This is a genomic window from Ruegeria sp. ANG-R (assembly GCF_000813985.1).
In the GTDB taxonomy this organism is placed as follows: Bacteria; Pseudomonadota; Alphaproteobacteria; order Rhodobacterales; family Rhodobacteraceae; genus Ruegeria.
On the sequence record NZ_JWLJ01000012.1, the window covers coordinates 22,618 to 43,583 of the forward strand.

Sequence of the window (20,966 nt, forward strand, 5' to 3'; positions counted from 1 at the left end):
CATGAAACCTGTCTTTGTGAAAACGCAAAATTACCATGCGTTTCAGAATGCGCTGAAGAGCCTCAACGGCCGGGGCGCAGAAGAGTGCGTGTTTGTCGTTGTCGACGGCGAACCCGGCCTCGGAAAGACAACGATCCTCAGCCGGTGGGCCGCTGAGAACTCTTGCCTGTACATGCGCGCAAAGACCGAATGGTCCGCGCCATGGTTCATGGGTGAACTTCTGGACGAAGTCCGTGTCCCGCAGCCGCACCGCCACGAAGCTCGCTTCAAAGCCGCCCTGCAGGCGCTCGGTGAGCGCGCCCTTCTGGCCGATCAGATGGGCCAGCAGTTTGCGGTAGTGATTGACGAAGCCGACCACGTTTCCAGCAAGAAGAAGGTCATTGAGACCATGCGGGATCTGGCAGACTTGTCGGGTGTGCCCTTCATTCTTGTTGGCATGGGCAAGATCCGCGACAATCTGACGAAGTTTCCGCAGATCGCTTCGCGTGTCAGCGCGCCGGTGCGGTTCACGACCGCCACGCAGAGCGATGTCGAGTATTTCCTCGCCGAAAAGTGCGAAGTGCCGGTTGCGTCGTGTCTGGCCAGCTTCGTGCTGCGCGCGACAGGCGGTTACAATCGTGAAATCAAGGAAGCCATCCAGTCGATTGAGCGCTTTGGGCTGCGTGTTGCACCAGCTGATGCAGACCTTGGTCTCACCCTGCGCGAGATGGCCGGTCAACATCTGATCAATGACCGTAAATCCGGCTATCCGATCAAGGTGCCCGGCGCAGAAGGGCTTGCGGCATGAGCGGCGGGGCGCATCAGACCATGCTGCTCCATCATCTCGGAAACACCTGCAAGACCATTGAGGTGCTGACTGAAGATCTGGGGCTGGACCGCAGGCAGATCAGCAATGCCGCCACGGCGCTGATCCGGAAAGACTATCTGGAGCGCGTCGAGCTGGGGTGTTTCCAACTGACCGAATTTGGCCGGGCAGCTGCCCAGCGGGGCGAGCAGATCACATCGGGGCCAAATGGCGCGCATGAGAAACTGCGTCGTGCGCTGCCGAACACTCTGCGCCAACGCGCTTGGAGCGCCATTCGCATCCAGCGCCGGTTCACGGTTCAGGACATTCTGACGGCGGCCGCCACCGGAGCAGAGGTAAGCGCACATAACAACCTCCAGCGCTATTTTAAGGCACTGTGCGATGGAGGTGTCTTGCGCCGGCTGCCAAAGCGGCAGGCTGGTTCCGCCCCGACATCAAACGGGTTCGCTCAGTACACGCTGGTTCGGGATCTTGGGCATATCGCTCCCAGCTACCGGGCAAAGGCCGGATCCCTGATCGACCACAACACCGGCGAGGAGATCGCCGCGTGAAGGACTGGATGGAAAAGCTCCGCGAAGTTGTGGACGCCAGCAGCTGTGCCGCTGTCGGTCGCAAGATCGGTTACTCCCGCGTGGCGATCTCGCACATCTACCATGGACGGTATGGTGCCAACACCGACCGCATCAAGGCTGCGTTCCTTGAGGCTAATGGTGACGGTCCCGACTGCCCGCATCTCGGTCAGGCCATCAGCCCGGCCGAGTGCGCAGACTACCGTTCCGGCCCCATGCCCACCAGCGATCCCACCCGTTTCAAACGCTGGACGGCCTGTCAGGCCTGTCCGCTGAACCCTGACCGTAAAAGGACATCGAATGCCTGAACACATTCAAGCCCTGATCGATCTGGCGCAGATCTACTTCGAAGACGGAGCGCCGATCACAGCTGCTGACCGTCTGAGATCAGCTGCAGATGAAATGCAGAAGATCGCCGATCAACGCCTCGCGTTAATCGCCGAAATCTCATCCGAAAAAGGGACAACCAATGCAGACCGTTAACCACATTGCCCAGAATTACATGGAGGCCAATGCCTCTCTTGGCCGCATTCGCGCCGGTGCCCAGCTGGCGCTGACCATGGTCGACGCCGACAGCTCGGTCGGTGCGATCATCCAGGCGCTGAAAGATGAAGCCGAAACCGGCCTTCAGCTCGACCTCGGCCCGCTCACTGAAAACCGCTCTTAGGAAAGCCGCCATGCAGAAACGATACGTCATCACGGTGACCGAAATCGGTGAAGAAAAACGGATTGTAGGCCGTCAATGGAAAGAGGGAGCAGGTGACGGCGGCAGCCATGGATACACCCCGGAGACAGAAGCCACGCGCGACTATGAACGCGAAATCTTCAAGCAAACAGTGCCCGATTTGGACCTGTCCAAACTGGTCATCACCATAAACTCATAAAGGACAAAAACAATGGCATCACGCAAAGTCAAAACCGCAGCCGCCAACCTGCCAATCCCGCAGGATGACAGCGAAGCCCGCGCGACAATCCGCGAGATCGGCGATCTGAGCCGGGACGCGCTTCGCCTGGAAGCGGAGATGAATGACAAAATCGCCAAGCTGCAGGAGGATTATGGCGAGATGGTCTCGCCGATCCGCGAGTTGATCACCGCGAAACAGGAAGGCCTGAAGATGTTCTGCGAAGTCAACCGGGATCGGCTGACGGGTGGCGGAAAGGTCAAATTCCACAAGTTTGCCACGGGTGAGATTTCTTGGCGGCTGCGCCCTGCAAAGGTGAGCATCCGTGGCAAAGACGCGGTGATCGCGGCCATCAAACAGGCAAAGCTGAGCAAGAAATTCCTACGCGTCAAAGAGGAAATCAACAAGGATGCCATGCTGGAGAAGGATAACCGCACCATCGCGGCTGCGATCTCGGGTGTGACCATCGGTTCGGACGGCGAGGACTTCATTGTAGAGCCGTTTGAAACCGAACTGGCGGAGGCAGGCTGATCATGGGCGCGCGCACCAGCAAAACCGCCAGCGACGGGACGAAAACTGACTGTGAAGCCTGCGGCAAAGCCGTGCGCGGACAGAAAGGTCTGAAAGCACACAAGGCTGTCTGTACCGGAAAACCGGACTGAACCGAATACGGCGGGCCACTCATATTGCCCCGCCCAAAGCCGTCGCGCGCACCTGCTCGCCGTGCGGCGGCACCAACCACAAGGAAGAGAAATGTTCTTTTTGACCGAAGACTCAGTTGCCGAGCGCAAAAAGCTCAAGACGTTCAGCGGCACGACGCGAGCGGGGAAACACGTCCTTAAGCTCGAGGTTGAGTACGGCAGTGCCATGGATATGGCGTTGGATCTGGAAGGCCTTCAGCGCGTCGCCGACGCCCAGAAGCCCAAGCGCAAACCCGCCACGCGCGGCAGGAAAGCCCCCGCCAAACCCCGCCAGATCACCAACAAAAAGCCGCTGGCCCTGCCTGCGCCCGGAGAATTCGAATGACCAATTTGCACACCCAGCAAGGCACGATCACCCTTGAGGAATTGCCCTTGTCGGTGCTGACCGCCAGTTCCCTGGCCGACACGCTGGCGAAGATCAACCGTTTCGCCGGGCGCACTCCGGTCCCGTGGTCGGTTGCTGCGCATTCCGTCGTTGTGTCTCGCCTATGTTCTGATCCGACGGAAAAAGCATGGGGCCTGCTCCATGACGCTCATGAGGCGTTCATCGGTGACATCATTACCCCGGCGTTGGAGTTCATCAGCCAACACACGGACTATAGTTACACGATCAAAAACAGCACCAAACGAGCCAAACGCAGCCTCGACCGACAGATCCGCGCCGCATGGCAGGTCGCCCGCAAATCCGGTCCGCATGAAGTCGAGCTGTTCGATTGGGTCGCGTACCAGGCCGAGCTTTCGGTATTCTTCGGCATGGCTCCCGAAAGCGACACACATGGTCATATCGAGCGCGCCATCAATCTGATCCGCGAACTGCAAACCAGCGCCGACTGGCGCTATTTCAGAGCGCTCTGGGCCGACGAAGCGTTGCACTTGGCGCGCCTTGGCCTCGTTACGCCTCCCAAAATCGAAACCTGATCTAACCCGAAGGAGATCGAAATGCCCCGAAACGAAGATATTCATATCGGCCAGCGTATCCGCCAGCGCCGCCATGTCATGGGAATGACGCAAAGCGAGGTCGCCTCGCGGATTGGTACCAGGTTCCAGCAGCTGCAGAAGTATGAGACCGGTGCCAATCGCGTCAGCGCATCGCGCCTGTGCGATCTGGCCAATGCCCTGCAGGTCGCCCCTTCGTATTTCTTTGAAGGGCTGAAGCAGCCTGCGGAGACCTCTGAACTGCGCAGCATGACCGAGTTGAAGCTATTGGAATTCTACCGTCGCTCCCCTGCCGACGCGCAGATCGCCCTCCTCAACATCGCAGAAGCAACCGCGCAACCCAGCGCATAACCCGAAGGGAAAATCATCATGAAAACGATCACCAAGAAAGACATGATCCGCGAAATCGCCGACGCCCACGGCACCAACCAAACTGTCGTGCGCGCCAGCATCGATGCGTTTCTCGATGGGATCGCGCAAGCTGTGGCCAACGGCACCGAGGTGTCGATCCCCGGCTTCGGCAAGTTTAAACGCCGCGACATGCCCGCACGCAAGGGTCGCAATCCGGCCACCGGCGAGAGCATCGACATCGCAGCCAGCAGCACCCTGACCTTCAAGTGCGGTCAGCAGATGAAGAACCGTCTGAACTGAATGCGAAACCGTCCCGGTGTTCACGCCGGGATGGTCATCGGGGCGTGGTGACCCCGGTCTGATGAGCAGCCAGAATGAGGCAGAAATGGAATACAAACTAAACGAAATCCAGCCGGGTAAGTTTGAAGTCGTAAGCTCGATGCCTGTAGTCATGGGCACATTCACGGACCCTGATATCGCGCGAAAGTTCATGCTCTTCCTGAAGGAGGAGGAGATCGACGCGCAGAGCGAGCTGGACTCGGCAGCGGCCAATGCAGATGTCGCGCCAGCCCGACCGCCGGAAACTACACCGCAGACCAGCGATGCGCCTACCGCCGCTTCCGGACCGGATGTAGAGCCGAAGGACCAACGCGCTCCCTACACACCGGTTACGAAACTCGGAGAAGAAGCGGGCACGGCCCCCGAGATCAGCGACGATCCCTGGACAGATGACGAACTCGGATCTGCGTTCAGGATGCTGTCAGCAGGCGACACCCTGAAAGTCGTGGCTGCAAGACACGGGAAGAGCTGGACCAAGCTGCGCTCAAGATGGGCCTTCCACAAGAAGAAGATGAGCAAGCAGGAAACTGCGCCGTCGGCCGGGGCTTTGGTATCGGTGGCTGAGCCAACCAAAACGCCGCTGGAAAAGGTCACCACAGCAGTCGCGGAGCTGGCAGAGCAGGACAAATGCCGGATCTGCGCGCGTCATTTCACGCCGACGCTGGAGAACCTGGACTTGTGCGCCCGGTGTAGCCATGGGGCGTGATGCGCAACTTGCCCAGATCCACATTGCCAAAAAGCAACTGGGTCTGGACGAAGATACGTACCGGGACGTGTTGGAGCGCGTCACCGGCACCCGCAGCGCGAAAGGTCTGACGGACAAATCCAAGCGTGCCCTGATCGGCGAGTTCAAGCGGATGGGCTGGTCTGGTGGATCCAAGCGCAAGAAATCGGACAAGGCTTACGTGCGGCTGATTTTCGCGCTGTGGGGCCAACTGAAGCGCGACGGTGTCTGGGAAAACTCGGACGTCGCCTCGCTACGCGCATTCGTGAAGAAGATGACCGGCGTCGCAGATCCGGAATGGCTGAGTTTCAACCAGGCCACCGTGGTCATTGAGGCGCTAAAGAAAATGGGGGCGCGAGGGTGATCTTAGATACACAAAGCGGTTGCGACATAGACGAGTTGGCGTTGGTCAAGGGCTTGCGCGGAATACCAGCTGACCAAAACTCCCACGCCATCAGGCTTACCCGCGAGAACCAATTCGGTGCACACCACGTCTTGCGTATAGGTTGCAAGGCGACCATCAGACTGCAGCGTAGACAACCAAAGCGACCCCCTCTCGCTCCATCGGGCTTCGACGACATTTTGAAGCGTTGCAATTTCTTGTATCGCGTCTTCTTTCCAGTTTTTGGTGACAGCAGGAGCCGAGGTCGAGCCCTGAGCCGAGAGGGTCAAAAGCGCTATGGTCGTAAAAATTGTCTTCATTGTCATTCTTCCAAGTTCAGATTTTGCGCGGAGGTAGTCTTGAAGCCAGGAAGGTTCAACATCGGGTCCGTAGGAAAAATCGGCAGGCCCGAGCACAATCAGGTGAGCAATGGGTAAGAAGAACCTCCCAGTCACCGACCATGCCGTCCTGAGCTGGCTTGAGAGGGTTGCCATGGTCGACATCGAGGCGGTGCGCCGTCAGATCCACAGCGAAACCTGGGAAGCGTTAAACAGTGGTGCGAAACGCGCCGTGGTTAACGGTACGGACTACCGAATGAATGGCGGCGTCGTCACTACGGTCATCTTCGGGCGGCGAAACATGCGGCCGCTCAACTGGACGGAGGGTAATTGATGGTGTGGAAAGGGGATATGGCGGATGTGGCCGACATCTGCGGTGAAGACGTAGCGCTCCAACTTTGTGAACGTTTGCCTGGAATAGTGGTCAATGTTCCAAAAGTTGTCATCGAGACTGGTTACATCACCAAGCTGGATGTCGATATCGCAGAGCGTCTGGTAGCCGGGTTCGGCGGAGATCGAGTTTATGTACCATCGCAACGTCCCACATTTCGGGAGACATTTGCTGCGATTGAGTGTCTGGTGGATAAAGGCTTGACCGTTCCTCAAATTGCGTTGAGGTTGGGCTACACTGAATCTTGGGTACGCCGGTGCCGAAAAAAAGCCGGTGCACCTCAAATCCCAAACAAGCCAGACCCTCGTCAATTACCGTTATTCTGATCCGGCCCTAAACTCGATTGCGGGCCACGTTATCCCTATAGACAGTTTAGTTTGCTCCTGCACATTGCAGGAGCATTTTTCTTTTGAAATCCGTCGAACAAATTGCCCAGGAGATCGTTGGCCGCGAAGGCGGCTTTGTGAACGATCCCGACGATCCGGGTGGGGCCACCAAATACGGCGTCACCATTCACACCATGCGCCGTCTTGGTCTCGATCTGGATCGAGATGGCGACATCGATGTCGCGGATGTCCGCCGTCTGAGCCGTGACCAGGCGGAAGAAATCTTCCTTCAGCATTACTACGGCCGCCCACGCATCCACCTGTTGCCGGTGCAGCTTCAGCCGAGCGTTTTTGACATGCAGGTAAATGCCGGTGCGAACGCCGTGCGAATCCTGCAACGGCTGCTGGCCGAGTTTCAAGAGCCGGTGACGGTTGATGGCGTGCTGGGTCCGAAGACAGCTGCTGCCACGGCCCGTGTATTTGCTCGGGCGGGCGAGTATCTGGTCGATGCCTACGGGATCGCGAGGCGGGATTATTATCTCCGCCTCGCTGATCGTCGCCCGGCTTCCCGCAAATATGCGCGAACCCGTCGCGGCGGCAAAGGTGGCTGGGTCAAGCGGGCTGAAGAGTTCATCTCGCCGCGCTTTCACCTGACCAATGATCAGTTTCAACGGAGGGTCAGCCAATGGGCATGATCAGCAATCTTCTGGGCCTGCTGTTTGGCGGCGGCCGCAATGTGGTGCGCGATACCGCCGAAGTGTTCCGAGAGAACGCCGAAGCTGCCGGGCAGCGGTCGTTCGAGTACGACAAGGAAGCTCTGGCTCAGTTCGCAGCGGAATTCGCTTCGGTCAAAACCTCCCGCTTTGATAGTTTCATTGATGCCATCAATCGCATTCCACGCCCCCTGATGGCTTTATCGGTGGTGTTTCTGTTCGCGGCGGCCATGATCGACCCGGTCTGGTTTGCAGCCCGTATGCAGGGGCTGGCGCTCGTGCCAGAGCCTTTGTGGTGGTTGATGGGTGTTGTGGTCTCTTTCTATTTTGGTGCGCGGCATCAGCTGAAGACCCAGCAGTTTCAGAAATCCATTGCTGAGACACTCTCCCGCGCGCCGGTGGTGGTCGAGAATATCGCCGCCTTACGGGGCCTAAATTACGACAGTCCCGGTGTCGCCAGCACCGGCGCGGATAGTGATCTGACCCTTCAAGCAACCCGTGCTGAACCAGGGAACGCGGCAATTTCAGCGTGGCGATCTGGCGAAACCTCTCAGAGTAAAGGCACCGATTAGCGATACGGGGAAGGGAGTGCGGCACCCGGCGGTGCGACCCTACAAACGGATAACGGCCGGGGCGCTTATGATCGAGTTTGGGCGCGACGTGCGGGGGTGGTTCCCGCGCCAAACCAAAAGGGGGTCAGGACGTGGGGGCTACCTTGAAGCACGTGACAGTCGGGAGAGACCGGCAACCACTCGCAAAACACAAGAGCAGACAACATGAGCGATACAGGACTTCCCACCGCACTGGCCCGTGAGCTGGGTTCGATCAGCGCCAAACTGGACAATTTGCATGCAGGCCAGCAGGCCCATTCAGCGAAACTCGATTCAATGGATGACCGACTGCGGGCCGTCGAACGCAAGAGCGCATTGAACGGCGGCGTGGCTGGTGGCGTTGTCGCTGTCACCATTGGTTTGATCAAGAGTCAATTCTCCGGCGGATCCTGATCCAGAATGGCGCACGCAAAAGATACGCGCACCAAAGCGCGCACTATGTATGTCCAGACCCGCTGCGCGATCCCCACGATCAGCGCATCGCTTGACGTATCAGAGGGCACCCTGCGCCGCTGGAAGGGCGAGGCCAAGCAGTCCGGGGATGACTGGGACATTGCCCGCGCCGCCGCCACGATGAAGGGCGAAGGTCTCGAATCCATGGTGGCCGCTGTGATTGAAGATTTCACGGTGATGTTCCAGGTCACAATGGAGCAGGTCAAGGAAGACAGCCAGATCGATCCCGGTGCCAAGGTCAAGCTGATGGCCTCGCTGTCGGACAGTTTCAACAAGATGGTTCTGGCCGCTGGCCGCACCGCCCCAAAGCTGAATGAAATGGCGATTGCCATGGATGTGGTCAAGCGATTGGCCGAGTTCATTGCGGGCGAATTCTCGCAGCACGGCACGGCGTTTCAGGAGGTTCTGGAGCCGTTTGGCGCTGAGCTGGTGAAGGTCTATCAGTCATGAAGGCAAACGAGTTCCTGGATGGCATCGCCGATCTGGCCCAGAGCTTCAGGGCCAAGATCGAGTTGGAGGTTGAGGCCTTTGTGGTCGATGAGGCCGCAAAAACCGACCGGCTGGAGCGCGTGCGCGATCCCGAGACCGGCTATCGGTTCTTCATGGAAACCTACATGGTGCACTATCTGGGCAAGCCCCCGTCGCTGCTGCACCAGGAACTCTATCGCGATCTGCCCGCCATGGTTCAAACCACGGAGGGTGAGCGGCGTCTTGTCATCGCCCCGCGAGGCTCGGCAAAATCCACCCACATTTCCCAGGGCTTTCCCCTGTGGTGCATCCTGACCGGGCAGAAGCATTACATCTGTCTGATCATGGACGCTTTTGAACAAGCGGCCGTGATGATCGAGGCAATCAAGGCAGAGCTGGAGATCAACCCGCGCATAGCCTACGATTTTCCCGAAGTCACCGGTGCAGGCCGGACGTGGCGCGAGGGCGTCATTGTCACCCGCAACAACATCAAAGTCGAAGGCTTCGGTACCGGCAAGAAGATCCGGGGCCGCCGCCATGGCCCCTACCGCCCAGATCTAGTTGTTCTGGACGATATCGAGAACGACGAGAACGTCGAAAGCCCAAAACAGCGGGACAAGCTGGAGAAATGGGTCTCAAAAGCCGTCCTGAAGCTCGGGCCCACAGACGGCTCCATGGATGTGCTCTACGCGGGCACCGTGCTGTTGTTCGATGCCGTCATTGTCCGGTTCTCGAAAAAGCCAGGCTGGAAGGTATCGCGGTACCAAGCGCTTCTGAAATGGCCCGACCGCATGGACCTGTGGGACGTATGGGAAGAGCTGTATCTCAACGACGAGCCCGCCTCTGACGCCTTCTTCCTGAAGCACAAGGCCGAGATGGTGAAAGGGGCCATTGTGAACTGGCCCGAGATGCACAGCCTGTTGTTCCTGATGACGGAGCGCGCGGGCGACCACGACAGCTTTGAATCGGAATACCAGAACAATCCGATCAACGGTGACAACGCATTCCGGGATCTGACCTATTGGGTCATGACGCGGTATGACTGGCTGTATTTCGGGGCCATCGACCCGTCACTTGGCAAAAAGAAGAAAGGCCGCGACCCGAGCGCCATTCTGGTCGGGGGTTATTCACCCGAGACCGGCGTCCTTGACGTCATCGAGGCGTCGATCCGCAAGCGTCTGCCGGATGTGATCATCGAAGACGCGCTTGCCATGCAGCGCGAATATGAATGTACGCTGTGGTTCGTGGAAAGCATCCAGTTTCAGGAGTTCTTCAGGACCGAGGCCATGAAGCGCGCAGCCAAGGCCGGGCTGGCGATGCCGTGTTATCCGATCCAGCCCTTCGCCGATAAGGAGTTGCGGATCGAGCGCCTGCAGCCCCCCATCGCGGCCGGGCTGATCCGCCTGCACAAAGACCAGCGCACCCTGATCGACCAACTGCAGCAATGGCCGACAGCACCCCATGATGACGGGCCGGACTGTCTGGAAATGCTCTATTCCAACGCGCTCAAATTCGGTGGTGCTGCATCCGGCAGCACCCAGATCGCGGTTGCGGCCGCAAGCAATGATCCAACGGCGGGATACTGACCATGGTAGAGAAAAAGGCAAAGAAAGCCCGACGCCTCAACACAGGCAGCGCCGTCGCAACGGTCGCCAATGACATCACCATCGCCAACTACTCGGACGTACTGCATCCGCTGGATGACACCCTGATCGAGCGCGGCGGCGGCGAAGGCCTGAAGATCTATGACGCCATCGAGCGCGACACACATGCCTGGTCCGTCCTGCAGAAACGTAAACACAAGCTGATCGGGCGGGATTGGGTCGTTGAACCAGGCGGTGAGGGCAAACAGGACATTGCCGCCGCCGATTTCATTCGGGATGTTCTAAGCAGCCTGCCGTTCGATCAGATCTGTATGGACCTGCTGGATGCCACCAACAAGGGCTTTGCCATCGCCGAGAACGTTTATACGCGCGACGGCCGCCACATCCGTCCTGAGTATGTCAACGCGCTGGAGCAACGCCGCTTTGTCTTTGATCGGAAATGGCAGCCCCGGCTTTTGACCTGGTCATCGCCCGCGCTGGGAGAAAAACTGCCGCAGCGCAAGTTTGTCGTCCACCGCGTTGGGGTGAAGGGCAACAATCCCTATGGCCTTGGTATGGGCACCCGTTTGTTCTGGCCGGTTTTGTTCAAACGCAATGGCGTCGGCTACTGGATGCATTATCTCGAGCGTTTCTCGGCTCCGATCCCGGTTGGCAAATATGTAGAGGGACGCGGGTCTCAGCATCAGCAAGAACTGATGCGGGTTCTCAAAAAGATGAACAACAGCTCGGCGATCACTGTGCCCATCGGCACTGAGCTGGATAGTTTTGAGGCGAAGCGGTCGGGCACGGTGGATTATTCGGTCTGGGGCAAGTTTTGGAATGCAGAAATGTCCAAGGCGGTTTTGGGCGAAACGCTCACAACCGAGATGGGTGACAACGGTGCACGGGCTGCGTCCGAAACCCATGCAGACATCCTTGACGCCTTGATCGACAGCGACAGTGATCTTTTGTCGGGTACGCTGAACAACACCTTCATTCGGTGGCTCTGCGAGTTCAATTATCCCAATGTAACACTACCGAAGGTCTGGCGTCCGCGCCCTGCCAACGAGATTGCGCAAGAGGAGCTGAAGCGCAAACGGGCTGAACGCCGTATCAAAGACATGGACGCGCTCAAAGCTGCACGGGATGCCGGATATGAGCCCAAAGATATCGGTGCCCATATGGACGATGTCTTTGGCTGCGCGATGCAGGAAGTTGCACCTGTGGCAGATCCGGACGCTCAAAAAAAAAGTCCTGACATAGCCTTTGCCGATGATGGTACGTTGTCGATCGAGGATCTGATCGCGGCCACCGAGGCGGCGATCCGCCCGACGCATGAGGCTTGGATACACGAACTGAAAACCACCACTGGCCTGCCGGATACCGTGGACGAGGTAAGGCAGGCGCTGGTGGACTGGCAGACTCGGTTGGTGGGTGAAAATCCCTATGTCGAAGCTCTGGGTGATGCTTTCGCGCTGGCGGGACTGATCGGCCGCGGTGAAATCCTGGGCGAAGATGGACCCGCGCTGGCGGAGCCAAAGGTTGGCACTGTCACGTTCAAAGAAGCGCAGGAGTTCTACCGTCAGAAAGTCAGCCTGCCTAGTCGGGTTTGGACCGATACGTTGCACCAGGCACATGACCGCGCCTTTGTCGTCGCAGGGGCAGATTCCGTATCGTTGGTCGAGGATCTGCGCGGAGCGCTGGACAAGGCCGTGAATGACGGAGGCGGCCTGGAGGCGTTCCGCAAAGGCTTTGATGAGATCGTCACGCGGCACGGCTGGGATTACAACGGCGGGCGCAATTGGCGCACGCGGGTGATCTATGACACCAACCTGCGCACGGCGCATCAGGCAGGTCGTCTGAAACAGATGCGCGATCCGGACGTGGTGAAAAACAAACCCTACTGGCTGTATGTCCACGCCGAGAACCGCGAACCGAAGCAGCCCCGCGAAGAACACCTGGCATGGGACGGCAAGGTCTTCATGCATGATGACCCGATCTGGGACCAGATTTACCCGCCCAACGGTTGGAAATGCTCCTGCGGCGTTCGTGCAATCAGCGCGGCCGGGTTGAAACGCCTGGGTAGGGACGGCCCGGATACGCCGCCGACACTGGAGATGCGGAAGGTTCAGGACCCGACGACTGGCAAGACAATCTGGGTGCCAGAGGGGATCGATTTCGGCTGGGGCTATCAGCCGGGAGACACTTGGGAGCGCGGGATCGTGCCGCGTGAGCTGCAGAAACCGTTAAGTCCAACCCAGCCGGAATTGCCTTTACCGGTCTCACCACCGCTTTCGGATCTTGGTCGACCGTTTTCCGCGCCTGTGTTGCCTGAAGGCCGGGATGAGGAATTCTATGTCCAGCGGTTCCTGCATCGGTTTGGTGCTGATCTCGGCCGGGGTGTTCTGTATCGGGATAAGGCCGGGCAAGCTGTGGTGATATCCGATCAGTTGTTCCGCAATGCGGATGGCGCATGGAAAGCCATGAAACGCTCGCGGGCCGTGCAGATGGAACGGCTTGCGGAAACGGTATTCGACCCCGATGAGATTTGGGTGGATTGGGAAACCGAGCGCTCCGGATACACACGCCTGGTGCGCCGCTATCTGCGGTGGGAGCCGGACCTTGCCGGATACTCGTCCTTCATCTGGTCCTCGTCGGGGTGGCACGGTCTGACCAGCTTCGACCCCCGCGCGGGCAAGCGCAACAAGCCGTCACGAACCTATCTCGAGAAGAACCGGCGCGGTGCGTTGATCTATCGAAGGGAGGAGTAAAGGGCGAATGTTGCGCTTCAGCCCTTCGCCAGACGAGCAGGTGGACCCGCAACGGTTCTCGTCTGAACGCCAACCAATATAAGCTCGGTCGGGCAGAAATTCAACCAAAGGGAAAATCCATGAAAACGCCCAATCCCATCCTGAAATACTTCGACTACGAACACCTGCCGGAGCATCTGCAGGCAGTCAGCAAGCCCTTCGGGGATCTCGCGCGTCAGATCGATACCGACACCTATGACGGGCCTGAAAAGAGTGTCGGGCTGCGCAAGCTGCTCGAGGCCAAGGATTGCATCGTCCGTGCATCCCTGGGGTGATGTCATGATCTATACAACGGAACAGGTGTTCCGGATCGTCGCCGAATACAGCGCCGTCACCGCCAGCCATGCTGGGGTTGGTGCCTGCGAACTCGCGGGCATGGTGGTATCCGTGCTGAGCGCTCATCCCGAGCTGATACCGGCTTTCCTGGACAACCCGTCAAAGACGGTCATGGACCACTATGACACCTTCAGCTGGGAGAACGGGTCGCTGTCCTGGCTGGCCATGAACGGCGATATCGTGACGCCGGCACAGCTTCGTGCCCATCGCGGCCGACCTGACTGTTGAAATGGATAGGAGGAGGGTTGATGGCATCACCTGCTGAGGTCGCTAATGACATGTTGGCTCACGCTTCGTACTGGCGCTCACGTGATCGAAGAATCGCAAGCCTTTGCAATGATGCAAGTGCTTTGATCCGAATGATGCTTGATGGAGATCGTGTCGACGGGCGTCGGTATCACGGGGTGTGGCGCCGGCTTTTGGACAATGAGCGAAAATACTACTCCAGCAAAGTGCAGGGATGGCCCAACTTCGGTCGTGCGCGCTCGTGCATTGAGATGATGAAAGACAAAACATAGGAGCCTGATATGACCGGCACCCGCATGGAATTCAGCTTCAACGACAAGCGCCTGCGTGCGGATCTGCGTTCGCGCCTTACCAAGCTGGAAAATCCCGATCCCTTCCTGAAATCCATCGGTGAAGAGTTTGCGGGGGCCGGTGGCGTCATCAATCAACGCTTCAAGGCTGAAAAAGGTCCGGACGGAAAGCCCTGGGCACCGCTCTCAGAGTCCCAGATCCGCCGCCGCCAGAAGAAATACGGCAACGCCCCGATGACCATCCTGCGGATGCGGGGTCATCTGGCGGGCTCGATCAATTATCAGGTCTCTGGCGGCAGTCTTAAAATCGGCACTGGCAAGGTGGTCGAGGATTACGCCGCCATCCACCAGTTTGGTGGCGAGGCCGGTCGAGGTCTGACGGCGGTGATCCCGGCGCGCCCGTATCTTGGTTTCTCGGATGCTGACATGGAGCTGATTGAAGAGGAGGCCATCGGGTATTTCATGGACGAGTAACCGGGTTGCGAAAACACGCTACTGAGGTGCTAAAGTCGCTTTGCGGCTATCGTGACGCCTGAAGCCCCGTTACCTGCGTTAAACCCACCGTTAAAAACGCTGTGTGGCGATCCTGATATCTTCTCCTCGGGCGCAATTACACAAATTGCTTGCGAATGCCTCGATCTTCGCCATGATCGGGGCAGCTCCTCCAGGGTCGCTCCCCTGAACTCAGTTCAGGTATTTCCCCAAAATTCAGCCGGTTAATTTGCCTCCACGAGTTATGCGATGGAGCAAATTATCCATGTCCACTAAATCCACGGGGCAGAGCAATGTAGCGACGACACGCAAGGTGGAGGTGTTCCGGCCGGGCACCTTCCGGGCGATGAACGGCCAGGAATATGCGTTCACCGAGGCTGACGTGGCAGCTATGGCATCCGGGTACGATCCCGACGCCGCGCCAGCTCCGGTTGTTGTTGGCCACCCCAAGCATGACGATCCGGCTTTTGGCTGGGTCCAGGGCTTTGAGGTCAACGAGAGCGGTACATTGGTGGCTGAGCTGGACAGGTTGGCCCCCGAGTTCGTCTCGGCCGTAGAAGAGGGCCGATACCGCAAGGTGTCGATGAAGTTTTTCTCGCCTGATGCGTCGAACAACCCGGTGCCAGGCAGTTACTATCCCCGGCATCTCGGTTTTCTGGGTGGTGCAGCCCCGGCCGTCAGCGGTCTGACCCCGGTCGAGTTCGCCGAGAGCGGTGATGATGAACTGGTTGAGGTCGCATTCTCGCTGCCAGACGTTGCTGAAAGCAGCGGCTCGCTTTTTCGGCGCATCCGTGAGTTTTTCATCGAGAAATATGGCCTGGACGCTGCCAACGAAGCCGTCCCCGAATATCACATCCGCTGGATCGAACAGGCGGGCGATGAGCCTGAGTCTGTCAACCCCGGCTTTTCCCAACCCGAACCAAAGGAGACCTCCATGCCCGGAGATCCCAAAGACCTCGTTGCGCGCGAGGCTAATCTGGCCAAGCGCGAGCGCGCTTTGCGTCACAACGTAAGCGTTGCTTTTGCCGACGATCTGATCGCCAAAGGCAAGCTGTTGCCGGTCCAGCGCGACGGTGTGGCGGCCCTGCTCGATGAGCTGGGCGGTCTGACCGAGACCGAGATTTCCTTCTCGGATGACGGCACCGACAAAACCACCAACCCGTCCGACCTGCTGAAGGACATCCTGAACGCGCAGCCCGAGATCGTTCCCCAGGGCGAAACCGATCTGGAGAATGCTCCGGGCACGGGCAACGTGTCCTTTGCCTCGACCGACGGTTTGTCCGTGGATCCCGAAGGGCTTGCAGTTCACGGCAAGGCTGTTGCCTTCCAAAAAGCCAACCCCGGCACGGCCTATATCGACGCCGTTGTCGCAGTAGAGGGAGCCTGATCCATGGGGCCGCTTCTGTCTTCGATTTCCATTCTGCCCATCACCGTAACCCTGACCGGGGATGTCAGCGCGCACCGCTTCGTGACGGTTGCGGGCGCACAGGCTGGTGACGGCGATGCCGTTCTCGGCGTGTCCCACAACGACGAAGTGTCCGGTCGTGCGGTTGCGGTCGATGTGATCGGCGTGCGCGACATGATTGCCGGGGCCGCAATCGCCCAAGGTGTCGAAGTCCAGTCGGATGCCAACGGGCAACCGATCACCCGGGCCGCCGGAACAGCTGCCGGCCGCGCTCTGACCGCCGCAGCCAACCCCGGCGATATCGTCAAAATTCTGATCAAGTAAGGGGCCGCTATGTCTCGCAATATGAACACCACTCAGGCCCGTGTCATTGACCCGATCCTGTCCACTCACGCCCAGGGCTATCGCAATTCCGAGATGATCGGTCACCTGCTCCTGCCGGTTGCCGACATTCCGACACGCGGTGTGCGCGTCCTGCGCTTTGGCAAGGACAGCTTCCGCAAGATGAACACACGCCGCGCACCCGGCGCGCAATACCAGACGGTGCAGTATGGCTATGCGTCCAATGCCGTCGCACTGCAGCAGGAAGCCTTGGCCGCCAAGGTGCCGTGGGAGAACATGGAAGAGGCATCCAAAGTGCCTGGTGTTGACCTGGCGCGTGGCAGCGTCGAAATGGTTCTCGACATCATTGCGCTTGGTCGCGAGGCCGACATTGCGGATTTGGTTCGGAACCCGAACAACTATGCCGCCAACAACAAGATGTCGCTGACCGGGTCTGACAAGTGGTCTGATCCCAACAGTGATCCGGCCGCCGATATCAACGAGGGCAAGGAACAGGTGCGTCGCCGTATCGGGCGCTATCCGAACCAGCTGACGATTGGGGCTCCGACCTTCAACGTCCTGAAGCAGCACCCGAAGATCAAGGAGCAGTTCAAATACACCAGCTCCGACTCGATCACGGTTGAGATGTTGGCCAAGTATTTCGACATCGACAAGGTCATCGTTGGTAAGGCCGTGTATCTGGAAGAAGGTGCCTCCGATGACGCCGATGCACAGGACATCTGGGGCAACGATGCGATCCTGTCGTTCAGGCCGATGGGCACGAACTACATGGTTCCGTCCTTCGGGTACACCTACCGCCTGCGCGGTCACCCGCAGATCATGAAACCCTACTCGGACGATAGCTGTGACAGCTGGGTCTACAAAATCAAGGAAGAGTGGTCGCCCGAGCTGACCGGCGCGGACGCGGGCTTCCTGTTCCCCAACCCGATCTAAGCCTACCCCCTCGAGAGCAAGAGCGAGGAAGCAACCTCGCCAACAACGTCCTGGGCACGACGCCAAACTGCCCAAACCCCAATCAATGGAGATCTGAGATGTCCCACATTGCCAACCACCGCATCAAGAAGGGTGGCAAATACTATGCGGCAGACGAGCGCATCGACCTGACCGAAGATGAACTGACTGATCTGCCCGACGGCGCTGTGCGTGAGGCGGATCCCGAAGACGATGCCGATGACCAAGACGCGGTGCCGACCGATGACGCGAAGGTCGAGGCGTTGAAGAAGGCCCTCAGTGAGTTGCCGGAAAGCGCCTTCAAGAAAGATGGCGACATTCGTGCGGATGCGCTCAAAGCGCTTAACGACCATCTCGGCTTTGAAACCACCGCCGCAGCCGTCGCCATTTTCAAACCGGCTGCCGAGTAATCTCCCATGGGCCGTTTCCTGACCTCTGACGACTTCATCGCCCAATTCGGCGAGGCCGAGGCCCAGTTGATCGCGGGCAATGGGGCGTTCAACAGCCTCGAAGGCAGCCAGATCGACGCGGAGCTGATCGAGTCGGAGATCGCCTTTGTCGATGAACTGATCGCCGGTTACGTGCTGGCGCGTCATGGCTGGCTGGCCCGGCTCTGGGTCGAGGATATCCCGCGCCTGCTGAAGGGCCTGGGCGGTGACATCGTCCGGTACCGGCTACGCGACAAGAAGGGCAGTAAGGGTCAGATAAGCGACACCGTGGAGACCCGCTACAAGGACGCCCTGAAGCGTCTGGAGGCCATCCAGTCCGGGACGCTGGATCTGATCCGCGAAAGCAATGACGGGCAGGCCACACCCGAGGTTCCGGCCGAAAACGATGACTTTCCTGCCATCACAGGTGCCGCGCCGCTGGCCGATACCATCCTGAAAGGATACTGACGTGCCCACCAAACTGAAGCCCACACATCTTGAGAAGATCGAGGCCGGCATCGTTGCCACGCTGAAAGAGCATCTCGGCTCCGATTGCCTGATTGACCTGTTTCCTGACCGCCCTGGTGAGTTCGACATGGGCAAGGCCACAAAGGCTGTTCTGGTCCAATACACCGGATCGACATACGCTGCTCCAGACGGCACCCGCTCAGGTTGGCAGCAGCGTAGTCCGAATTTTGCTATCCACCTGCAGCTCCGCACCTTGGGGCACACCATGCGCGGCACGCGCGAGGTCGAGCAAATCCGTTTCGCGCTGCAGGCCGTTCGCATCGAAGGGGCAGAGCTACGCCTCGTGCGCGATGGCATCGCCGAGCAGGACAATGACTACTGGCGCTATGTCATCGAGGTCGCCTGCACAATCCCGGCGGTACCGCGACCGCAGAACGCGCCTGCACCTCTCATGACCAACTTCCAGATAGAAGGAGCCTGATATGGCCCGATACAGCTATCACGGCCCGGTGCAGCACATCTCGATTGCTGTCGGGCAGATCAAAGGCCCCGAGGGGGAGATGCAGTCCGAATTCAAGGATGTCGCTCTGATCCCCGACGCCGAACCGGTCGAGTTGCCGTCTGACAGCCCCGTTGTTGTTGGCATGCTCGATGCCAAGCTGCTGCAGGAGGTGGATGACCCCGCGCCTGCAAAACCCGCCACCAGATCCGCGAAGAAAGGATAACCGATGCCTCCTGCCCCCTATTATGGCGTTGAAGTCATTGAAACAGGCCCCGGCTCGGCGACAGTTCGCATACAGCCTGTGGCAACGGCTTTCCTGATTGGGACGGCACCGATTGACGACGTGCATGGTACGGTCGAAGAACGGGCCAACTACATTCAGAAGCCTATCATCATCAAAACGCGGGAAGAAGCCGCCGCCGCCTTCGGTGCGCACAAAACCGGTTTCACAATCCCTTCGGCGCTGGATGCGATCTTCGATCAGGCAGGCCCCAAGGGTGTCGGCGAGATCGAGGTGGTCAATGTCTACGATCCGGTTGTCCACACTGGCGGCGTCGGAGATGTCACCAATGTTGATATCATCGGTGCATTCTCGCCTTCTGGACAACCCAGCGGCCTGAAGCTGGCCTATGACAGCTATCAGCGGTTTGGCCGGTTCTCCAAAATCCTGCTGGCTCCAGGCTTCACCGGCCTGACTGGTATTCGTGCCGAGCTGGAAACGATCTGCAACCGGATCCGCGCCCGCGCGATCCTGGACACGCCGACAGGTGTGACTCCACAACAGGTACGCGAGGCGCGTGGCCCATCCGGCAGCTTTGATCTGCAGTTTTCGAACCGTCGCCTTGTCCCGGTCTGGCCCCACATGCGTGTGGCGGATACCGCCAACGCGGGTCAAACCCGTCTGGACCCCTATTCTGCGCGCTTTGCTGGTGTCTGGCTCAAGAGCATCATGGAATATGGTTACCACCATTCCCCGTCAAATCGTCCGATTCTGGGCATCGAGGACTCGGAAACGCCGGTTCTCTACATCCCTGGCGATGCGACCTCGGACGTACAGGGTTTGCGCGACGCGGGTATCGTCACGGTCGAAGAGCGCTGGGGCAAGGGGCCTCATGTTTCGGGTAACCGTTCGAGTGCGTGGCCAACCGATACCGACATGCGCAATTTTCTGCACGTGCAACTGACCGAGGATGTGCTGGATGAAGGCGTTATCGCATTCCTTGACCAGTTCAAGGATCGCAATGGCAATCCGGCTCGGATCGAATTCATCGAAGATGGCATCAACGACTGGCTCAAGTCGCTGATGATCGGTGATGACCCCATCCTGTCCGGTGGCCAGTTCCGCTTTGATCGCACCAGGACAACCAACGCATCGGTGGCGCAGGGGCAGTACTATTGGCGTCTGACCTACGCGCCCATCGGCGTAATGGAGCGTATCACTGTCGACCGCAACATCGATCTGAACCTGCTGGGCAACGCGCTTCAGCTGGCTGCTTAAGAAAGGAACCTGAGTAATGTTGCAATACGGACAGGTCACGGACGCTCCGACCTACCTTGATGACAAGGAACTGCTGGGCATCTGCAATGGGTTCACCATCCCGGAGATGGAAAGCCGGACGATTGAACATGACACGTTGGGATCGGTCGGCGTGCTGATGTTGCCAGGGCGCAGCCTTGCCGGTCTCACGGGCAGCATCAAGCTGATGTTCCCGGAACCGGAGATGGTGTCGATCTTCTCGCGCCCCAACAAGGCCGCGAAGTTTCAGGTGCATCAGAAGATCGATGTCTTTGATGCAGATGGCCTGAACGAAGAGAAATCCACCACGCTCGTCACCCATGTCAAAGCTCTCTTCAACAAGAGCGCCTTTGCAGAGGTGAAGAAGGGGGAGGCACAGGAAGCAACGGGTGAATTCTCGGCCACTTATCTGATGCAACGCCTGTCCAGCTCCGAGGTGCCGTTGGTCGAGATCGATCTTTTCGCCAACATTTACAAGGTCAACGGCGAGGACGTCTGGCCCGATTAATTTCGAATTGGTGGCGTGTGTTCCGGACGCCACCAATCCCCGGCAGGTTCCGTTTTTGGGCATTCGACGGAACCTGCCAC

At 58.8% G+C, this 20,966-nt stretch carries 34 protein-coding genes and 1 other RNA gene; 34 read left to right on the top strand and 1 reads right to left on the bottom strand.

Annotation, left to right across the window (positions count from 1 at the left end; all coding sequences use genetic code 11):
- Window position 1 precedes the first annotated feature (1 nt).
- The 14 genes from RA27_RS20385 to RA27_RS20445 all read left to right on the top strand — a co-directional run bounded on the left by RA27_RS20385 (window position 2) and on the right by RA27_RS20445 (window position 5,691).
- Window positions 2-787, top strand: coding sequence for an ATP-binding protein (locus tag RA27_RS20385; protein WP_039543302.1), 786 nt, complete (start codon window positions 2-4; stop codon window positions 785-787).
- Window positions 784-1,356 (top strand): winged helix DNA-binding protein, encoded by a 573-nt coding sequence (locus RA27_RS20390; protein WP_039543306.1) that lies wholly within the window; start codon window positions 784-786, stop codon window positions 1,354-1,356. The genes RA27_RS20385 and RA27_RS20390 overlap by 4 nt, the downstream gene beginning before the upstream one ends.
- Entirely contained in the window at window positions 1,353-1,682 is a 330-nt protein-coding gene (locus tag RA27_RS20395; protein ID WP_152610754.1) for a LacI family transcriptional regulator, read from the top strand. Before RA27_RS20390 ends, RA27_RS20395 begins: the two co-directional genes overlap by 4 nt.
- On the top strand, window positions 1,675-1,857 hold the full coding sequence (locus RA27_RS20400; RefSeq protein ID WP_039543312.1) for a hypothetical protein: 183 nt from the start codon (window positions 1,675-1,677) through the stop codon (window positions 1,855-1,857). The genes RA27_RS20395 and RA27_RS20400 overlap by 8 nt, the downstream gene beginning before the upstream one ends.
- Window positions 1,844-2,041 (top strand): hypothetical protein, encoded by a 198-nt coding sequence (locus RA27_RS20405; RefSeq protein WP_039543314.1) that lies wholly within the window; start codon window positions 1,844-1,846, stop codon window positions 2,039-2,041. The genes RA27_RS20400 and RA27_RS20405 overlap by 14 nt, the downstream gene beginning before the upstream one ends.
- 10 nt (window positions 2,042-2,051) lie before the next feature.
- Window positions 2,052-2,258: a hypothetical protein gene (locus RA27_RS20410; RefSeq protein ID WP_039543317.1), complete on the top strand. Its 207-nt coding sequence runs from the start codon at window positions 2,052-2,054 to the stop codon at window positions 2,256-2,258.
- Between the two features lie 12 nt (window positions 2,259-2,270).
- Window positions 2,271-2,807, top strand: coding sequence for a host-nuclease inhibitor Gam family protein (locus tag RA27_RS20415; RefSeq protein WP_039543320.1), 537 nt, complete (start codon window positions 2,271-2,273; stop codon window positions 2,805-2,807).
- Between the two features lie 222 nt (window positions 2,808-3,029).
- Window positions 3,030-3,302: a hypothetical protein gene (locus RA27_RS20420; RefSeq protein ID WP_039543323.1), complete on the top strand. Its 273-nt coding sequence runs from the start codon at window positions 3,030-3,032 to the stop codon at window positions 3,300-3,302.
- Window positions 3,299-3,895: a hypothetical protein gene (locus RA27_RS23315; protein WP_052265414.1), complete on the top strand. Its 597-nt coding sequence runs from the start codon at window positions 3,299-3,301 to the stop codon at window positions 3,893-3,895. Before RA27_RS20420 ends, RA27_RS23315 begins: the two co-directional genes overlap by 4 nt.
- A gap of 21 nt (window positions 3,896-3,916) precedes the next feature.
- Window positions 3,917-4,264, top strand: coding sequence for a helix-turn-helix transcriptional regulator (locus tag RA27_RS20430; protein WP_039543326.1), 348 nt, complete (start codon window positions 3,917-3,919; stop codon window positions 4,262-4,264).
- An 18-nt stretch (window positions 4,265-4,282) separates the two neighbouring features.
- On the top strand, window positions 4,283-4,564 hold the full coding sequence (locus RA27_RS20435; RefSeq protein WP_039543327.1) for an HU family DNA-binding protein: 282 nt from the start codon (window positions 4,283-4,285) through the stop codon (window positions 4,562-4,564).
- An RNA gene (locus RA27_RS23825) (hammerhead ribozyme type II) lies at window positions 4,565-4,639 on the top strand. It abuts the gene before it with no gap.
- 10 nt (window positions 4,640-4,649) lie between these two features.
- Window positions 4,650-5,309: a hypothetical protein gene (locus RA27_RS20440; RefSeq protein ID WP_039543329.1), complete on the top strand. Its 660-nt coding sequence runs from the start codon at window positions 4,650-4,652 to the stop codon at window positions 5,307-5,309.
- Window positions 5,299-5,691, top strand: a complete 393-nt coding sequence (locus RA27_RS20445) for a regulatory protein GemA (protein WP_039543332.1) — start codon at window positions 5,299-5,301, stop codon at window positions 5,689-5,691. The genes RA27_RS20440 and RA27_RS20445 overlap by 11 nt, the downstream gene beginning before the upstream one ends.
- Before the next feature lie 2 nt (window positions 5,692-5,693).
- Here the strand turns inward: RA27_RS20445 and RA27_RS20450 are convergent, their stop codons facing one another.
- Window positions 5,694-6,029: a hypothetical protein gene (locus tag RA27_RS20450; protein ID WP_152610755.1), complete on the bottom strand. Its 336-nt coding sequence runs from the start codon at window positions 6,027-6,029 to the stop codon at window positions 5,694-5,696.
- A gap of 109 nt (window positions 6,030-6,138) precedes the next feature.
- On the opposite strand from RA27_RS20450, the gene RA27_RS20455 reads away from it, so the two are divergent.
- The 20 genes from RA27_RS20455 to RA27_RS20555 all read left to right on the top strand — a co-directional run bounded on the left by RA27_RS20455 (window position 6,139) and on the right by RA27_RS20555 (window position 20,886).
- On the top strand, window positions 6,139-6,381 hold the full coding sequence (locus RA27_RS20455) for a hypothetical protein (RefSeq protein WP_039543337.1): 243 nt from the start codon (window positions 6,139-6,141) through the stop codon (window positions 6,379-6,381).
- A gap of 17 nt (window positions 6,382-6,398) precedes the next feature.
- On the top strand, window positions 6,399-6,764 hold the full coding sequence (locus RA27_RS20460; protein WP_152610756.1) for a hypothetical protein: 366 nt from the start codon (window positions 6,399-6,401) through the stop codon (window positions 6,762-6,764).
- A gap of 83 nt (window positions 6,765-6,847) precedes the next feature.
- Window positions 6,848-7,459 carry a holin-associated N-acetylmuramidase gene (locus tag RA27_RS20465; protein WP_039543342.1) on the top strand — a complete coding sequence of 204 codons (612 nt, stop codon included), beginning with the start codon at window positions 6,848-6,850 and terminating at the stop codon, window positions 7,457-7,459.
- Window positions 7,450-8,049 (top strand): holin family protein, encoded by a 600-nt coding sequence (locus tag RA27_RS20470; protein WP_193746557.1) that lies wholly within the window; start codon window positions 7,450-7,452, stop codon window positions 8,047-8,049. Before RA27_RS20465 ends, RA27_RS20470 begins: the two co-directional genes overlap by 10 nt.
- Before the next feature lie 204 nt (window positions 8,050-8,253).
- Window positions 8,254-8,481 (top strand): hypothetical protein, encoded by a 228-nt coding sequence (locus RA27_RS20475; protein ID WP_039543346.1) that lies wholly within the window; start codon window positions 8,254-8,256, stop codon window positions 8,479-8,481.
- Window positions 8,482-8,487: 6 nt separating this feature from the next.
- Window positions 8,488-8,991: a DUF1804 family protein gene (locus RA27_RS20480; protein WP_039543348.1), complete on the top strand. Its 504-nt coding sequence runs from the start codon at window positions 8,488-8,490 to the stop codon at window positions 8,989-8,991.
- The gene (gene terL, locus RA27_RS20485) at window positions 8,988-10,595 is read left to right on the top strand and encodes a phage terminase large subunit (RefSeq protein WP_039543350.1); all 1,608 of its coding nucleotides are present in this window, start codon (window positions 8,988-8,990) and stop codon (window positions 10,593-10,595) included. Before RA27_RS20480 ends, terL begins: the two co-directional genes overlap by 4 nt.
- Before the next feature lie 2 nt (window positions 10,596-10,597).
- The gene (locus tag RA27_RS23320; RefSeq protein ID WP_052265415.1) at window positions 10,598-13,363 is read left to right on the top strand and encodes a DUF935 family protein; all 2,766 of its coding nucleotides are present in this window, start codon (window positions 10,598-10,600) and stop codon (window positions 13,361-13,363) included.
- 119 nt (window positions 13,364-13,482) lie between these two features.
- Window positions 13,483-13,677 carry a hypothetical protein gene (locus RA27_RS20500; RefSeq protein ID WP_039543352.1) on the top strand — a complete coding sequence of 65 codons (195 nt, stop codon included), beginning with the start codon at window positions 13,483-13,485 and terminating at the stop codon, window positions 13,675-13,677.
- A gap of 4 nt (window positions 13,678-13,681) precedes the next feature.
- Window positions 13,682-13,966, top strand: coding sequence for a hypothetical protein (locus RA27_RS20505; protein ID WP_052265416.1), 285 nt, complete (start codon window positions 13,682-13,684; stop codon window positions 13,964-13,966).
- A 299-nt stretch (window positions 13,967-14,265) separates the two neighbouring features.
- Window positions 14,266-14,748, top strand: a complete 483-nt coding sequence (locus tag RA27_RS20510) for a phage virion morphogenesis protein (RefSeq protein ID WP_052265417.1) — start codon at window positions 14,266-14,268, stop codon at window positions 14,746-14,748.
- 283 nt (window positions 14,749-15,031) lie between these two features.
- Window positions 15,032-16,153: a hypothetical protein gene (locus RA27_RS20515; protein ID WP_039543355.1), complete on the top strand. Its 1,122-nt coding sequence runs from the start codon at window positions 15,032-15,034 to the stop codon at window positions 16,151-16,153.
- A gap of 3 nt (window positions 16,154-16,156) precedes the next feature.
- The gene (locus RA27_RS20520) at window positions 16,157-16,495 is read left to right on the top strand and encodes a DUF2190 family protein (RefSeq protein ID WP_039543356.1); all 339 of its coding nucleotides are present in this window, start codon (window positions 16,157-16,159) and stop codon (window positions 16,493-16,495) included.
- A 9-nt stretch (window positions 16,496-16,504) separates the two neighbouring features.
- The gene (locus RA27_RS20525; RefSeq protein WP_039543358.1) at window positions 16,505-17,446 is read left to right on the top strand and encodes a major capsid protein; all 942 of its coding nucleotides are present in this window, start codon (window positions 16,505-16,507) and stop codon (window positions 17,444-17,446) included.
- A 98-nt stretch (window positions 17,447-17,544) separates the two neighbouring features.
- Complete coding sequence (locus RA27_RS20530) at window positions 17,545-17,874, top strand: hypothetical protein (protein ID WP_039543361.1); 330 nt, start codon at window positions 17,545-17,547, stop codon at window positions 17,872-17,874.
- 6 nt (window positions 17,875-17,880) lie between these two features.
- Window positions 17,881-18,360, top strand: a complete 480-nt coding sequence (locus tag RA27_RS20535) for a DUF1320 domain-containing protein (RefSeq protein WP_052265419.1) — start codon at window positions 17,881-17,883, stop codon at window positions 18,358-18,360.
- A 1-nt stretch (window position 18,361) separates the two neighbouring features.
- Entirely contained in the window at window positions 18,362-18,841 is a 480-nt protein-coding gene (locus tag RA27_RS20540; RefSeq protein ID WP_039543362.1) for a Gp37 family protein, read from the top strand.
- Between the two features lies 1 nt (window position 18,842).
- Window positions 18,843-19,085: a hypothetical protein gene (locus RA27_RS20545; protein ID WP_039543363.1), complete on the top strand. Its 243-nt coding sequence runs from the start codon at window positions 18,843-18,845 to the stop codon at window positions 19,083-19,085.
- 3 nt (window positions 19,086-19,088) lie between these two features.
- A complete protein-coding gene (locus tag RA27_RS20550; RefSeq protein ID WP_039543364.1) occupies window positions 19,089-20,360 on the top strand; it encodes a tail protein in 1,272 nt (423 codons plus the stop codon).
- Between the two features lie 16 nt (window positions 20,361-20,376).
- A complete protein-coding gene (locus tag RA27_RS20555) occupies window positions 20,377-20,886 on the top strand; it encodes a phage major tail tube protein (RefSeq protein ID WP_039543366.1) in 510 nt (169 codons plus the stop codon).
- The last annotated feature ends 80 nt before the right edge of the window (window positions 20,887-20,966 follow it).